15 protein-coding genes and 1 riboswitch are annotated in these 13,110 nt (G+C 72.0%); of the genes, 8 read left to right on the plus strand and 7 right to left on the minus strand.

All coding sequences use genetic code 11. The annotated features are described in order from the left end of the window. Window positions 1-9: 9 nt before the first annotated feature. Window positions 10-201: a DUF1737 domain-containing protein gene (locus ACZ63E_RS13040; RefSeq protein WP_465336157.1), complete on the plus strand. Its 192-nt coding sequence runs from the start codon at window positions 10-12 to the stop codon at window positions 199-201. 7 nt (window positions 202-208) lie between these two features. Here the strand turns inward: ACZ63E_RS13040 and ACZ63E_RS13045 are convergent, their stop codons facing one another. Then, window positions 209-1,609, minus strand: coding sequence for a DNA-3-methyladenine glycosylase 2 family protein (locus tag ACZ63E_RS13045; RefSeq protein ID WP_465336700.1), 1,401 nt, complete (start codon window positions 1,607-1,609; stop codon window positions 209-211). 102 nt (window positions 1,610-1,711) lie between these two features. On the opposite strand from ACZ63E_RS13045, the gene ychF reads away from it, so the two are divergent. The 3 genes from ychF to ACZ63E_RS13060 all read left to right on the plus strand — a co-directional run bounded on the left by ychF (window position 1,712) and on the right by ACZ63E_RS13060 (window position 3,916). Further along, entirely contained in the window at window positions 1,712-2,794 is a 1,083-nt protein-coding gene (ychF, locus tag ACZ63E_RS13050) for a redox-regulated ATPase YchF (RefSeq protein ID WP_465336158.1), read from the plus strand. Between the two features lie 67 nt (window positions 2,795-2,861). Then, window positions 2,862-3,449 (plus strand): ArsR family transcriptional regulator, encoded by a 588-nt coding sequence (locus tag ACZ63E_RS13055; protein WP_465336159.1) that lies wholly within the window; start codon window positions 2,862-2,864, stop codon window positions 3,447-3,449. Beyond that, entirely contained in the window at window positions 3,449-3,916 is a 468-nt protein-coding gene (locus tag ACZ63E_RS13060) for a hypothetical protein (protein ID WP_465314272.1), read from the plus strand. Before ACZ63E_RS13055 ends, ACZ63E_RS13060 begins: the two co-directional genes overlap by 1 nt. Window positions 3,917-4,093: 177 nt before the next feature. On the opposite strand, the gene ACZ63E_RS13065 is transcribed toward ACZ63E_RS13060, so the two are convergent. Together ACZ63E_RS13065 and ACZ63E_RS13070 are read right to left on the minus strand one after the other, a co-directional pair. Further along, window positions 4,094-4,222 carry a hypothetical protein gene (locus ACZ63E_RS13065; RefSeq protein ID WP_364453334.1) on the minus strand — a complete coding sequence of 43 codons (129 nt, stop codon included), beginning with the start codon at window positions 4,220-4,222 and terminating at the stop codon, window positions 4,094-4,096. Window positions 4,223-4,297: 75 nt separating this feature from the next. Beyond that, on the minus strand, window positions 4,298-4,582 hold the full coding sequence (locus ACZ63E_RS13070) for a 4a-hydroxytetrahydrobiopterin dehydratase (protein ID WP_465336160.1): 285 nt from the start codon (window positions 4,580-4,582) through the stop codon (window positions 4,298-4,300). 32 nt (window positions 4,583-4,614) lie between these two features. After that, window positions 4,615-4,722: riboswitch (TPP riboswitch) on the plus strand. A 22-nt stretch (window positions 4,723-4,744) separates the two neighbouring features. Here ACZ63E_RS13070 and ACZ63E_RS13075 point away from each other — a divergent pair. The 3 genes from ACZ63E_RS13075 to ACZ63E_RS13085 are packed head-to-tail and all read left to right on the plus strand — an operon-like array spanning window position 4,745 to window position 8,411. Beyond that, complete coding sequence (locus ACZ63E_RS13075; RefSeq protein WP_465336161.1) at window positions 4,745-5,797, plus strand: thiamine ABC transporter substrate-binding protein; 1,053 nt, start codon at window positions 4,745-4,747, stop codon at window positions 5,795-5,797. Further along, the gene (locus ACZ63E_RS13080) at window positions 5,773-7,404 is read left to right on the plus strand and encodes an ABC transporter permease (protein WP_465336162.1); all 1,632 of its coding nucleotides are present in this window, start codon (window positions 5,773-5,775) and stop codon (window positions 7,402-7,404) included. The genes ACZ63E_RS13075 and ACZ63E_RS13080 overlap by 25 nt, the downstream gene beginning before the upstream one ends. Beyond that, window positions 7,404-8,411 carry an ABC transporter ATP-binding protein gene (locus tag ACZ63E_RS13085; RefSeq protein WP_465336163.1) on the plus strand — a complete coding sequence of 336 codons (1,008 nt, stop codon included), beginning with the start codon at window positions 7,404-7,406 and terminating at the stop codon, window positions 8,409-8,411. Before ACZ63E_RS13080 ends, ACZ63E_RS13085 begins: the two co-directional genes overlap by 1 nt. 1 nt (window position 8,412) lies before the next feature. On the opposite strand, the gene ACZ63E_RS13090 is transcribed toward ACZ63E_RS13085, so the two are convergent. Continuing rightward, window positions 8,413-9,222 carry a helix-turn-helix transcriptional regulator gene (locus ACZ63E_RS13090; RefSeq protein ID WP_465336164.1) on the minus strand — a complete coding sequence of 270 codons (810 nt, stop codon included), beginning with the start codon at window positions 9,220-9,222 and terminating at the stop codon, window positions 8,413-8,415. Between the two features lie 134 nt (window positions 9,223-9,356). Here ACZ63E_RS13090 and ACZ63E_RS13095 point away from each other — a divergent pair, with 134 nt between their 5' ends. After that, on the plus strand, window positions 9,357-10,088 hold the full coding sequence (locus tag ACZ63E_RS13095) for a dienelactone hydrolase family protein (protein WP_465336165.1): 732 nt from the start codon (window positions 9,357-9,359) through the stop codon (window positions 10,086-10,088). Here the strand turns inward: ACZ63E_RS13095 and ACZ63E_RS13100 are convergent. From ACZ63E_RS13100 to ACZ63E_RS13110, 3 genes are read right to left on the minus strand one after another with little or no spacing between them, the layout of a single operon-like run. Further along, entirely contained in the window at window positions 10,058-10,936 is an 879-nt protein-coding gene (locus tag ACZ63E_RS13100) for an ABC transporter permease (protein WP_465336166.1), read from the minus strand. The genes ACZ63E_RS13095 and ACZ63E_RS13100 overlap by 31 nt on opposite strands. Beyond that, the gene (locus ACZ63E_RS13105) at window positions 10,933-11,907 is read right to left on the minus strand and encodes an ABC transporter ATP-binding protein (protein WP_465314264.1); all 975 of its coding nucleotides are present in this window, start codon (window positions 11,905-11,907) and stop codon (window positions 10,933-10,935) included. Before ACZ63E_RS13105 ends, ACZ63E_RS13100 begins: the two co-directional genes overlap by 4 nt. Beyond that, the gene (locus tag ACZ63E_RS13110; RefSeq protein WP_465336167.1) at window positions 11,904-13,001 is read right to left on the minus strand and encodes a LolA family protein; all 1,098 of its coding nucleotides are present in this window, start codon (window positions 12,999-13,001) and stop codon (window positions 11,904-11,906) included. Before ACZ63E_RS13110 ends, ACZ63E_RS13105 begins: the two co-directional genes overlap by 4 nt. Window positions 13,002-13,110 lie beyond the last annotated feature (109 nt).

Consider the following 13,110-nt stretch of genomic DNA (forward strand, 5'->3'; position numbering starts at 1 on the left):
GATGAAGGCATGACGGACCAGCCGCCGAACGGCCTGCCTCGCTACCGCCTGCTCACCGGACCGGACGACGCGAAGTTCTGCCACCGGGTCAGCGAGGCGCTGGAGCTCGGTTACCGCCTGCACGGCTCACCGGCCGCGACCTTCGACGGTGACCAGGTGATCGTGGCCCAAGCGCTGCTGTGGCGAGGCGAGCAGGGCTGACGCCGGATCAGGCCGCGCGCCGGAGGTACATCCCGGCGTAGGAGCACCACGGCGTCCACGCCCGGGCTCGTTCGGACAGCGAATCCGGTGTGATGCCCAGGGTTTCGGCGCCCCGCCGGACGGCGGTGTCCCCGGTCAGCAGGACGTCCGGTGCGCCGAGGACGCGCATGAGCACGTAGTCCGCGGTCGACGCCGTGATGCCCGGGCACGTCAGCAGGTCGGCGCGCAGCTCGGCCGCGTCCCGGCCGACGTGGACGTCCAGCGTGCCCTCGGCCAATGCGGCCGCGACGCCGGCGACGGCCTCGCCCAGCTCCGCCGTCGCGATCTGGGCCGCCGTCGGGAACAGGCGCGTCACGCCCCACTCGCCCGGCACCTCGTCGCCGAGCGCCGCGGGAACGCGGTTGTCGAGCAGGGCGCGGAGCACCAGCTCGTCACCGTCGACCGTGCCCGGGACCCGGATGCCCGGCACGGCCTCGACCATCGGCGCCAGCGCCGGGTCGGCGCCGAGGACACGGGTGACCGCCGCGGGGTCGGCGTCCAGGTCGAGCAGCCGGCGCACCCGGCTGACCGCGCTGCCGAGGTCGCGCAGGTCGGTGAGCAGCAGCTCGCAGCGCACGTGGTCCGGCTCCGGCGTCAGCCGGACGCTGCCGCTGCCGTGGGCGAGCCGCAGCGTGCGGGCGAACGACGTCGCCGTGACTTCCTCGACGCCCGGTACCGCGTAGGCCGCGAAGAAGCGAAGCAACCCAGGCGCGTCGAATGGCGGCCTGAACGGCAACCGCAGGCTGAGGCGCGTCCCGCTGGCGTCGCCGTGACGGCCGCGTCGAGAAGCCGCGAAGGCGCGAAGCTGCGACGGCGTTGTCGCGAACACCTCGCGGATCGTCTCGTTGAACTGCCGCACGCTGGAGAAGCCCGCCGCGAACGCGACGTCCGTCAGCGGCAGCCCGGACATCTCGATCAGCAGCCGCGCCGAATGCGCTCGGTGCGCCCGGGCCAGCGCGAGCGGGCCCGCGCCCAGCTCGGCGGTGAGCACCCGGCCGAGCTGGCGTTCCGAATAACCGAGGCGCCGCGCGAGGCCCGGCACGCCTTCGCGCTCGACGGTCCCGTCGGCGATCAGGCGCATCGCCCGCGCGGCGAGGTCGGCGCGCACGTCCCAGTCCGGCGAGCCGGGCACGGCGTCGGGCAGGCACCGGCGGCAGGCGCGGAAGCCGTTGGACTGCGCGGCCGCGGACGTCGGGAAGAAGCGGACGTTCTGCTCCTTCGGCGTCGACGCCGGGCAGGACGGGCGGCAGTAGATGCCGGTGGTGCGGACGGCCATGATGAACTGGCCGTCGAAGCGTGAGTCGCGGGCGGTGACCACGCGGTAGCAGCGCTCGGCGTCGCGCCAGAGTGCGAGCGTTTCGGTGACCATGGATTCGAGCATGCCAGCAGGTCAGCGCCGTCGCTGGCGGAAATCCGACGGGGCGCTGGGCGCGTGGGGCCCGGCCGGGCGAGCCACGTAGACTGCGAGATCGTGAGTCTGACCCTCGGTATCGTCGGCCTGCCCAACGTCGGCAAGTCCACCCTGTTCAACGCGCTGACCCGCAACGACGTGCTCGCCGCGAACTACCCGTTCGCGACGATCGAGCCGAACGTCGGCGTGGTGCCGCTGCCGGACCCCCGGCTGGACAAGCTGGCGGAGCTGCACAAGTCGGAGAAGATCGTGCCGGCGGTGGTGTCCTTCGTGGACATCGCGGGCATCGTGAAGGGCGCGTCCGAGGGCGCCGGGCTGGGCAACAAGTTCCTCGCGAACATCCGTGAGGCCAACGCGATCTGCCAGGTCATCCGCGTGTTCGACGACCCGGACGTGATCCACGTCGACGGCCGGATCGACCCGTCGAGCGACATCGAGACGATCAACACCGAGCTGATCCTCGCCGACCTGCAGACGCTGGACAAGGCGCTGCCGCGGCTGGAGAAGGAAGCTCGGACCAAGAAGGAGAACAAGCCCGCGCTGGACAACGCGCAGAAGGCGAAGGAGATCCTCGACGCCGGGCGCACGCTCTTCCAGGCGCAGAAGGAAGTCGACTTCGACGCGCTGCGCGAGCTGAGCCTGCTGACGACGAAGCCGTTCCTCTACGTCTTCAACGCCGATGAGTCGATCCTCACCGACGAGGCCCGCCGCGAGGAGCTGGCGAAGCTCGTCGCGCCCGCGGACGCGGTGTTCCTCGACGCGAAGGTCGAGGCGGAGCTGCTGGAGCTGGACGACGAGGAGTCGGTCCGCGAGCTGCTCGAGTCGGTCGGCCAGCCGGAGCCGGGGCTGTACTCGCTGGCCCGCGCGGGGTTCCACACGCTGGGGCTGCAGACGTACCTGACGGCGGGCCCCAAGGAGTCCCGAGCCTGGACGATCCCCCAGGGCGCAACGGCCCCCCAAGCGGCGGGCGTGATCCACACGGACTTCGAGCGCGGCTTCATCAAGGCGGAGATCGTCTCGTACGACGACCTGATGGCGGCAGGCTCGATGGCGGCGGCCCGGGCGGCGGGCAAGGTCCGCATGGAGGGCAAGGACTACGTCATGGCCGATGGTGACGTGGTGGAGTTCCGCTTCAACGTCTGACGCGCTGTCTCCGTAGCGCTCGATCACTGGTTGTTATTTTCATTGGACGCAGGATAAACTGCGCCCAATGAAAGCGTCGCCGAGCCTGCTGCCCCTGCTGCGTTCGCGCATGCAGGGTGAGCTGCTCGCGCTCGTCCTGCTGCACCCGGAGCGCGAGTACACCATCACGGAGCTCGCCGACGCCTGTGGTGTCACGCCCACCGCCGTCCTGCGTGAGGTCGAGCGGCTCGTCGAGGGCGGGATCCTGGAGGCGCGGCGGGTCGGCCGGAGCCGGCTGGTCAAAGCCCGCACCGACACCCCTCTCTACCGGCCGTTGAGCGACCTCATCGCGGTCACCTTCGGGCCGATGCCGCTGCTCGCCGAGGCCTTGTCCGGGCTGGCCGGCGTGACCGAGGCCTTCATCTACGGCTCCTGGGCGGCGCGTTACCGCGGTGAACCCGGCCCGCCGCCCGGTGACGTCGACGTGCTCGTTGTCGGCTCGCCCGATCCGGACGAGCTCTTCGACCTGGCCGAAGGCGTGTCGCGGCAGCTGAACCGTGAGGTCAACGTGCACCGGATCTCGCCCGAGTCGTGGGCTGCTGAGAGCGCGGATCCGTTTGTCACCAGCGTGCGTGAACGTCCGCTGGTCCCGGTGAACCTCGGCCAGGAGGCCTGATGCCCCAGTGGAACCAGGGACGTGAGCGGATCGACGCGTTCATCACCCGCGGTGCGATCGAGCACGTTCCGGCGTCGCGGGAGGCCGCCGAGGCCGAGCTCGTCCGAGCGCGCACGCACCTGGCTTCGGCGCTGCGGCTGAAGGAAACCGATCCGGAAGGCGCGTACACGCTGGCTTACGACGGCGCGCGGCGTGCGTTGGCGGCCGTCTTGCAGAACCAGGGCCTGCGCGTGACGAGCCGGGGTGGGCACGTCACCGTCTACGAGGCTGTGCTCGCTCAGCTCGACCCGCCGTTGGGGCACGTGTTGCGCCCCTTCAACCGGATGCGGGCCCGCCGCAACGAAGTCGCCTACCGATCCTCGGAGGCGCCTTCGCTGACTGCGGAGGACGTGGCGGCCGACGTCCCGAAAGTGGAGGCCCTCATCGAAGTGGCCGAGAAGGCGATCCCGAACATGCCGCGGTACTGACGGCGGTGGTTCAGCCGAGCAGGCCCATCAGGGCGATGGCGATCAGCACCACCGCGGGGGCGAGGGCGTTGATCCAGGCGCGCTGGGCGGCGGTGAGGGTGGCGGTGCTGTTCATGGCTCTTCCTAAGGCCGAATCCGATGCTTCCGCCCTGCTCAGCGCGCTGATCTTGCCGTTTGTTAGCGGCTGTGATCGAACTCACCGGCATCCGGGTGACGGCGGCCGCGGGCGGTGAACCAGAGCACACCGCCGGCCGCTGCCACCATCGTCGCGAATGCCGCCGTGCCGACCACGATCGCCTGCGTCATGACTCGTCTCTCCTAGCAAAGTTGTTTACCGAGAGACGTCGAAACGGCCAGAAAGTGCACTCAGCGTAACCGAGGTCACAACGAAGAAAGCACCGAGTCGATCTCGGCGGCCAGCGAGAAGTCCTTCTCCGTCAAGCCGCCCGCCGAGTGGGTCGAGAGGCGGAACGTCAACGTGCGCCAGCGGATGTCGATGTCCGGGTGGTGGTCGGCCGCTTCGGCGAGCACCGCGACGCGGTCCACCACCTCGATCGCCTGCGGGAAGCTCGCCAGCTCCACCTCGCGGGAGATCACCGCGCCGGACCGGGTCCAGCCGGCGCCCAGTCGTCCGTCGGCTTCGGAGTCGCTCAAGATTTCCGTCATGTCTCCATGGTCGTACGTCCTGGACTAGGCTGCACGGTTGCCACGGGAGTCCGGTCAGCCGGGCTGAGAGGCGGGTCACCCCGCGACCGTTCGCACCTGACCGGATCATGCCGGCGAAGGGAGGGCTCTTCCTCCTCGTCCGGTGAAAGTGCAGGAGGGTAGATGAAACGCAGGGCTGTTCGCGCCGCGACGGCCGTCGCCGCCGTCAGCGCCGTCGCCGCGGCGTGCTCGCTGTCGGACGGAGACGGTGGCACGCAGCAGACGCCCACCGTCACCCTCGTGACGCACGACTCCTTCCTGGCCCCGCAGGAGGTGCTCGACGCCTTCCAGAAGCAGTCGGGCATCAAGATCTCCGTGCTCAAGCAGGGCGACGCCGGATCGCTGACCAACAAGCTCGTGCTGACCAAGGCCAACCCGGTCGGCGACGTCGCGTACGGCGTCGACTCGACCTTCGCCTCGCGCGCGCTCACCGAAGGCGTCTTCGAGCCCTACACCAGCCCGGAGGCCGACCGCGGGCCGCAGCGCTACGCCGTCGATCCCGAGCACCGGCTCTCCGCGGTCGACGTCGGCGACGTCTGCGTCAACGTCGACACGAACTACTTCACGAGCAAGGGCATCGCGGCCCCCGAGACCTACGACGACCTCGCCGACCCGAAGTACAAGGACCTGCTGGTCGCCGAGGACCCGGCGACCGCTTCGCCCGGGCTGGCGTTCCTCCTCGGCACGGTCGCCAAGTACGGCGAGGCGGGCTGGAAAGACTACTGGACCAAGCTGAAGGCCAACGGCCTCAAGGTCGTCAGCGGCTGGGAAGAGGCCTACACCAAGGACTTCTCCGGCTCGTCCGGCAAGGGACCGCGCCCGATCGTCGTTTCGTACGCCTCCTCGCCGGCCGCCGAGGTGGGTGACGACGGGAAGCCGCGCACCAAGGCGCTGCTCGACACCTGTTACCGGCAGGTCGAGTACGCGGGGGTGCTGGCGAACGGCAAGCAGACCGAGAGCGCGCGCAAGGTCGTCGACTTCCTGCTCTCGCAGCAGTTCCAGGCGACGGTGGCCGCGAACATGTACGTCTACCCCGCGCGCCAGGGGGTCGACCTGCCCGCGGGCTGGGCGCAGGTCGCGCCGCTGCCGCAGAAGCCGCAGACGCTGCCCGCGGACCAGGTGCAGGCCGGACGCGAGAAGTGGATCGGCGAATGGCGCACGCTCGTGCAGTCCTAGCCCCGCCGAGGACGGCCCGCGGCCTCGGCCTGACCCTGCTCGGCCTGGCCCCGATCGGCTTCCTGGTCGTGTTCTTCGCCTGGCCGGTGCTGGCGATCGTCGGCCGCGGGTTCGCCGCGGGCGGGCTCGACGTCGTCCTTGGCGACCCGCGGACCTGGCAGCTAGCCGGGTTCACGGTGGCGAGCGCGGCCGCGTCGACGGTGGTCGCCGTGCTGGCCGGGCTGCCCGTGGCGTTCGTGCTGGCCCGGGTGAAACTGCCCGGCGTCGGCCTCGCGCGGACGCTCGTTCTGGTGCCGTTCGTGCTGCCGACCGTTGTGGTCGGGCTGGCGTTCCGGGCGCTCTGGCCGGACGGCGGCGTGCTGCCGATCGTGCTGGCCAACGCCTTCTTCAACGTCGCCGTCGTCGCGCGGACCGTCGCCGGGCTGTGGGCGCGGCTGGATTCGCGGACGACCGACGCCGCCCGCGCGCTGGGCGCGTCACCGTGGCGGGCGTTCCGCTCGGTGACGCTGCCGGCGCTGGCGCCCGCGATCGCGTCCGCCGCGGCCGTGGTGTTCCTGTTCTGCGCCACCAGTTTCGGGGTGGTGCTGATCCTCGGCGGCGCGAAGTACCGGACCCTGGAGACCGAGATCTACCTCCGGACGGTCGACCTCCTGGACCTCTCGGGCGCGGCGGCCCTTTCGCTGATCCAGTTCGCCGCCGTGGTCGCCGCTCTTGTCCTCGGCGGGCTCGCGCGACGTCGCAAGGAAGGCGCCCGGACCGGGGCCGGCCAGGCGCGGCGCCCGCGCGGCGGGGAGTGGTGGGCCGTCGGCGCCGCGGGGGTCGTCCTGGCTCTGGTGCTGACGCCGATCGTCGCGCTGCTCGCCGAGTCGGTGTCGAGTTCGGACGGCTGGAGCCTGGCCGGTTATCGAGCGTTAACCAGCACTGGCGAGAAGGGTGCGCTGCAGGTGTCCGGCTGGGACGCCGCGGTGAACTCGCTGAAGGTGGCCGTCGACGCGACGCTGCTCGCGATGGTCGTCGGGGTGCTCGCGTCCGTGGTGCTGGTGGCGCTGCGGCGGTCGCCGACGAGGGCTGCGCGCGGGCTCGGCGAAACCATGGACGCCGTGCTGATGCTGCCGCTCGGGGTGTCCGCGGTGACGGTCGGGTTCGGGTACCTGGTGACGCTCGACGCGCTGCCCGGCGACCTCCGGACGTCGCCCTACCTGGTGCCGCTGGCCCAGGCGCTGGTGATCATCCCGCTGGTCGTGCGGATGGTGCTGCCGGTGCTGCGCTCGGTTGATGTCCGATTGCGGCAGGCCGCCTCGACGCTCGGGGCGAGCCCGCTGCGGGTGTGGCGGGAGATCGACCTGCCGCTGACGCTGCGGCCGCTGGTCGCGGCCGCGGGGTTCGGGTTTGTCGTCGCGCTCGGCGAGTTCGGGGCGACGAGCTTCCTGGCGCGGCCGACGGCGCCGACGCTGCCGGTCGCCGTCGCGTCGCTGATGGCGCGTCCGGGGGAGCTGAACAACCAGATGGCGTACGCCGCGTGCGCGCTGCTGATGCTCGTGACGGTGCTGGCGGTCGCGCTGATCGACCGGCTCGGGGCCGCGCGCGGCCGGGTGGGAGAGTTCTGATGGCGCTGTCGGTGCGGGACCTGACGGTCTGCTACGGATCGTTCACGGCGGTGCGCGACGTCCGGCTGGACATCGCCGACGGCGAGGTGCTGGCGCTGCTCGGCCCGTCGGGCTCGGGCAAGTCGACGCTCCTGCGCGCGATCACCGGGCTAGAGCCGTCGGCGCGCGGCACGGTGAGCTGGGACGGCGACGACCTCGGCGCGGTGCCGGTCCACCGCCGCGGCTTCGGGCTGGTCTTCCAGGACGGCCAGCTGTTCGGCCACCGTGACGTCGCCGCGAACATCGCGTTCGGCCTGCGGATGCACGGCGTACCCCGCACGCAGTGGGCTTCGCGGGTGGCCGAGCTGCTGGCGCTGGTGGGGCTCTCCGGCTTCGAACGCCGGCGCGTCACGGAGCTGTCCGGTGGGCAGGCGCAGCGGGTCGCGCTGGCCCGTGCGCTGGCGCCGAAGCCGCGGCTGCTGCTGCTCGACGAGCCACTGTCCGGTTTGGACGCCGGGTTGCGCGAGCAGCTGGCGATCGACCTCGCGGACCTGTTGCGGCGCAGCAAGATCACGGCGCTGCTGGTGACGCACGACCAGGAGGAGGCGTTCACGCTCGCCGACCGCGTGGCGGTGCTCGACGCGGGCGAGGTCCGCCAGGAGGGCGCGGTCCGGCGCGTGTGGCGCAACCCGGCGGACGAGGACGTGGCCCGGTTCCTCGGCGTGACGACCTTCGTGGCCGGCGTCGCGGCGGGCGGAGTGGTGCACACGGAGCTGGGTGACGTCGCGCTCCCGGACGTCGACGACGGCCCGGTCCGGCTCGGCCTGCGGCCGCATGCTTTGCGAGTGGCCGCGGAAGGCGTGCCGGGCGAAGTCGTGGCGGCGGTGCACCGGCGGGAGCACGTCCGGCTCGTCGTGAAGCTCGAAGAGTCCACAGTGGACGCGGTCGCGCCGGCGGCGTCGGACCTGCGGGCCGGGGACGCGGTGACGCTGGAGTTCGACCCGGACGGCGTCGCACTGGTCGGCTGACTCAGCCGGCCCAGTGCGCGAGGAGGTCCAGCGCGGACTCCGACGGACTGCCGGGTTCCGCGGTGAAGGTCACCAGCCGCTGGCCCGAGGAGTCCGGCAGCTCGAAGTTCTCGAACCGCAGCGTCAGCTCGCCCGCGACCGGGTGGCGGAAGCGCTTGCGCCCGTGCGTGCGCTGCTGCACCACCCGGCCCGACCACAGCGTCCGGAACGGCTCGCTCCGCAGTGTCAGCTCCCCGATGAGGGTCGCGAGCGCCTGGTCGGTCGCGTAGCGCGCCGCGACCAGCCGCAGCTGGCCGACCGTGGCGCGGGCGACGTCGGGCCAGTCCGGGAACACTTCGCGGCTCGCCGGGTCGAGCAGGCAGAACCGGGCGAGGTTGCGGGCCGGCGTCGCCGCGAAGTCGAAGAACAGCTGCGCGGACAGCGGGTTCCACGCGAGGACGTCGAGCCGGTGGTCGAGGACGAGGGCGGGGACGCGGTCCAGCTTCGCCAGCAGCTGCACGAGCTCCGGGCGGGCCCGGCGGGCCGACGGCGGCCGGGCGGGCCGGGCCGACGCGAGGTCGTGCAGGTGACCGCGTTCGACGTCGTCGAGCCGCAACGTCCGGGCCAGCGCGTCGAGGACCTCGGGTGACGGGCCGCGCGCCCGGCCCTGCTCCAAGCGGACGTAGTACTCGACGCTGATCCCGGCGAGCTGCGCGACCTCCTCGCGCCGCAGTCCGGCCACCCGTCGCCGGGGGCCGGTGAGGATTCCGCTGCCGGCCGGCGTCGCCGCTTCGCGGCGCGACTTCAGGAAGCGGCCCAGTTCCCGGTCCATGCGTGCCAGTGTGCGGCTCTTCCGCGCCGCGGACCTGGCCCTGCTGGTACCAGGAACGGCGGACCGTCCCCACGACAGGGGCTGGGACCGCGGGCCGGCGCGCGGCAGGCTCGGCCGGGACGAAAGGACTTCCCATGTGCCACAGCACCGAAAGCCGCCCGCCCGCACCGCCGATCCGGGGCGAGGTGGCGGCGGACGGACCCCTGACGCTGACCTCGAGCGTCGAGTTCCTCGCCCACCACGCGGTGCCCGCCGCGCCGAACGGCCGCAAGATCGTCCTGCTGCCGGACGTGCGCGGGGTGCACGCCTTCTACCGCGACCTGACCCGCCGGTTCGCCGAAGCCGGGTTCGAGACGGTCGCCGTCGACTACTACGGCCGCACCGCGGGCCTCGGTGCGCGGGACGACGCGTTCGACTGGGAAAGCCACCTGCCGCAGGTGCGGCCGGACGACGTCGCGGAAGACGTCGCGGCCGCACGGGACTTCCTCGGCGACGGGCCGGTGTTCACCGTGGGCTTCTGCTTCGGCGCCGGTCAGTCGTGGCGGCTCTCGGCGGCTGACCTCGGCCTCGCCGGGGTGATCGGCTTCTACGGCCTGCCGAAGCTGGTCGAGGACGTCGTCGACGACCTCGAAGCACCGATGTTGCTGCTGCTGGCCGGCGAAGACGTCGCGACGAGCCGCGCCGAGTTCGACGCCTTCACCGGTTCGCTCGACGCGGCCGGCGTGCCTTACGAGCAGCACATGTACGCGGGCGCGCCGCATTCGTTCTTCGACCGGTCGCACGCGGAGTGGGGCGAGGCCTGCGACGACGCGTGGCGCCGCATCCTCGCCTTCACTCAGCCGTCGCGAGTGGACAGTCGTGCGTAGGCCAGCGACAGCCCGATCACGATGTAGCACGCCGCCCGCAAAGCGCCCTCGCCCAGCATCTGTGTGCCCATCGGGTCCTGCAAGACCTCGGCCGGGGCCATCGACCAGTCCTTCGTCAGCAGGAACGGGTGCAGCCAGTCCAGCGACGACAGGAACCCCAGGATCGTGAACACGATGTCGGCCGCCAGGACGGAGGCCACCACCAGCATCGGGTGCTCGGTCCAGCTGGAGATCGCCAGCGCCACCGCGCCGACCGCCCACAGCTGGAGCACCACCCAGGCCGCCATCAGCAGGATCCGGGCCAGCGCGCCGCCCAGGGACAACGTCGTGCCGGACAACGTGAACAGCGAGTCCGTGCCGTTGATGATCAGGCCGGTCACCACGCCCGTCACGCACATCGCCAGCACCGAGACCACCGACACCGTCGCGACGCCGAACGCCTTCACCGCCAGCAGCCGGCCGCGGCCGACCGGGGCGATCAGCCAGCCGCGCAGGGTGCCGTGGGCCGTCTCGCCGGCGATCGCGTCCGCGCCCGCCATGGCCGAGGCCAGCGGCAGGAGCAGGGCCAGGGACATCACGACCGCCGCGATCGGCAGCACGAACGCGTTGTTGACCGCGGACGCCAGCAGCGCCCCGCCACCTTCGTCCGGGCCGCCCCCGCCGGCCGGGGTGTCGTCGACCAGCGTCAGGCCGATGCCGATGATCACCGGGATCAGCGCCAGCAGCCCGAGCACGGCGAGCGTGCGCGGCCGCCGGAAGATCCAGCGCAGCTCCGCGGCCAGCAGCCGCGGCAGGGGCACCGTGTCGTGGCCCGTGCGGGCCACCGGGGCCTCGAGTACCGCCGTCATTCCGCCCCCTCCGTCAGCCGCGCGAACAGGTCTTCCAGCCCGGTGCGGGCCCGCGTCGCCTCGTGGACCGCGACCCCCGCGCCCACCAGGACCTGCAGCACCCGCGGCGCTTCCGTCGCCGTCAGGTCGGCGCGGACGCCGTCCGGCGTGAGCCGTGCGCCGATCCGGTGCTCCCGCAGCACTTCCACGGCCTGCTCGGCGTCCGGCGTGCGGACCAGCAGGGCGGCGTTCCCGGACTCCAGCAGCTCGGCCAGCTCGCCCTGCGCGACGACGTTCCCGGCCTGCAGCACCGCCACGTGCGTGCAGGTCGCCTCGACCTCGGCCAGCAGGTGCGACGACACGAGCACGGTCACCCCGTCGGCGTGCAGCTCGGCGACGATCCTGCGGATCTCCCTGGTACCAGCAGGGTCGAGGCCGTTGGTCGGCTCGTCGAGCACGACCATCTTCCGCGGCACGAGCAACGCCGAGGCGAGCCCGAGCCGCTGCTTCATGCCGAGCGAGTAGCCCTTGTACCGCCGTCGCGCGGCGGCGGTCAGCCCGACGCGCTCCAGCGCGGAGTCCACGGCGGACGGGATCCCGGACGACGCCAGCCGCGGTTCGGCCGCGGCGAAGCGCAGCAGGTTGTCCCGCCCGGAGAGGAACGGGTGGAAGCCCGGCCCCTCGACCAGCGCGCCGACGTCCGGCAGCGCGTGCGCCGCGGCTTCGGGCATGCGACGGCCGAGCAGCTCGACCTCGCCCTCGGTCGGCCGGACCAGGCCGAGCAGCATCCGGATGGTGGTCGTCTTGCCCGAGCCGTTGGGCCCGAGCATCCCGACGACGGCGCCTTCCGGGATGTCGAGGTCGACGTGGTCCACGGCGACGGTGCTGCCGTAGACCTTGCGCAGTCCCCGGGTGCGCGCGGCCAAGGGAACCGCCGGGGCGGACGCCTCCGAAGAGACGTCCGCCCCGGACTCCACAGTGGTGCTGGTCACTTCTGACCCAGCGCTTCGTAGAGGACCTGCTCCGGCACCGCGCCGGCGGCGAACCGGCCGTCGTCGGTCAGCACCGCGGTGCCGACCTTCGTGGTGACGAGGTAGCCGCTGCCCCAGGCGCCGTTGACCTTCTTGGCGAAGCGCTCGAGCAGCGCCTTCGGGTCCGCGTTGCCACCCCGGCCTTCACGACCGGACTGCTGCTTCGGCGCCGCGTTCAGCGCGTCCGCCGGGACCTTGCCCGTGACGACGGTGTCCCAGCCGTCGCCGACGACCTTGGTGTCCTGCTTGGCCTGCTCGGCGAGGTCCTTGTCCTTCTGGTCGACCGTCGGCGTCTTCTCCTGCACCTTGGCGCCCTTCGGCGGGGTGAAGGTGAAGAGGTCGGCCGGCTGCTGGGTGAACTGGATCTCGGTGAACGCGACCTCCAGGGCCGGCGTCGACGTCCCGTTGCTCAGCACCGACACGCGCAGCGGCATCCGCGTCTGCGAGTCGACCGCGACGCGAATCTCGCGCAGCAGCGTCCGCTCGGTCGGCTTCGGCGTCAGGACCAGCTCGTAGGCCGGGCGGTCCGCGACCGTCGCGGTGCCGTCGACCGACACCGTGCTGCTCTCCCGGACCTTCGCCAGCAGCTCGGTGCTCGCCGCGACCGGGTCGGCGGTCTTGTCGCTGCCCGCACCCTTCTGCTGCGCGACGTCGGCCGGGATGGTCACCTTGGTCGCGGTGTTGGTCTTGGAGCTGTAGTCCCAGACGGTGGTCCCGTCGTGGACGACGGTCTCCTGGCTCGCGCCCTGCGTGACCGCCAGCCGGCTCTTGCCCGCGCCGTCGGTGAAGATGTGCGCCGAGTCCATGTTCAGCGCCGACGCCCCCGGCACCGCGTTGCCCACGGCGGGCAGGCCCAGGTCGTTGCTGACCTTCACCGTGCCGTCGAACGCGCCCGGCTTCGCCTTCACGACCGACTGCACGAGGTCCTCGGCGCTCACCTGCGGCAGCGCCGGCTTGTCGTCGGCACTGGCCGGCATCGCGACGAACGCGAGCCCGCCGGCGCCGAGCGCGGTGCCGACGACCGCGGCGGTGATGCCCTTCGTCTTCGGTTTCATGCGTCTCTCCCTGTGGTGTCCCGGGCTCGAGTGTGCCCGGCTCCCTGGCCACGACGCTTCCCTCTCGAGGCTGAGATACCCCTGAAGGTTCTCCCTTCCACGCTGAGAT

The sequence above is a fragment of the Amycolatopsis sp. NPDC104819 genome (assembly GCF_055583145.1).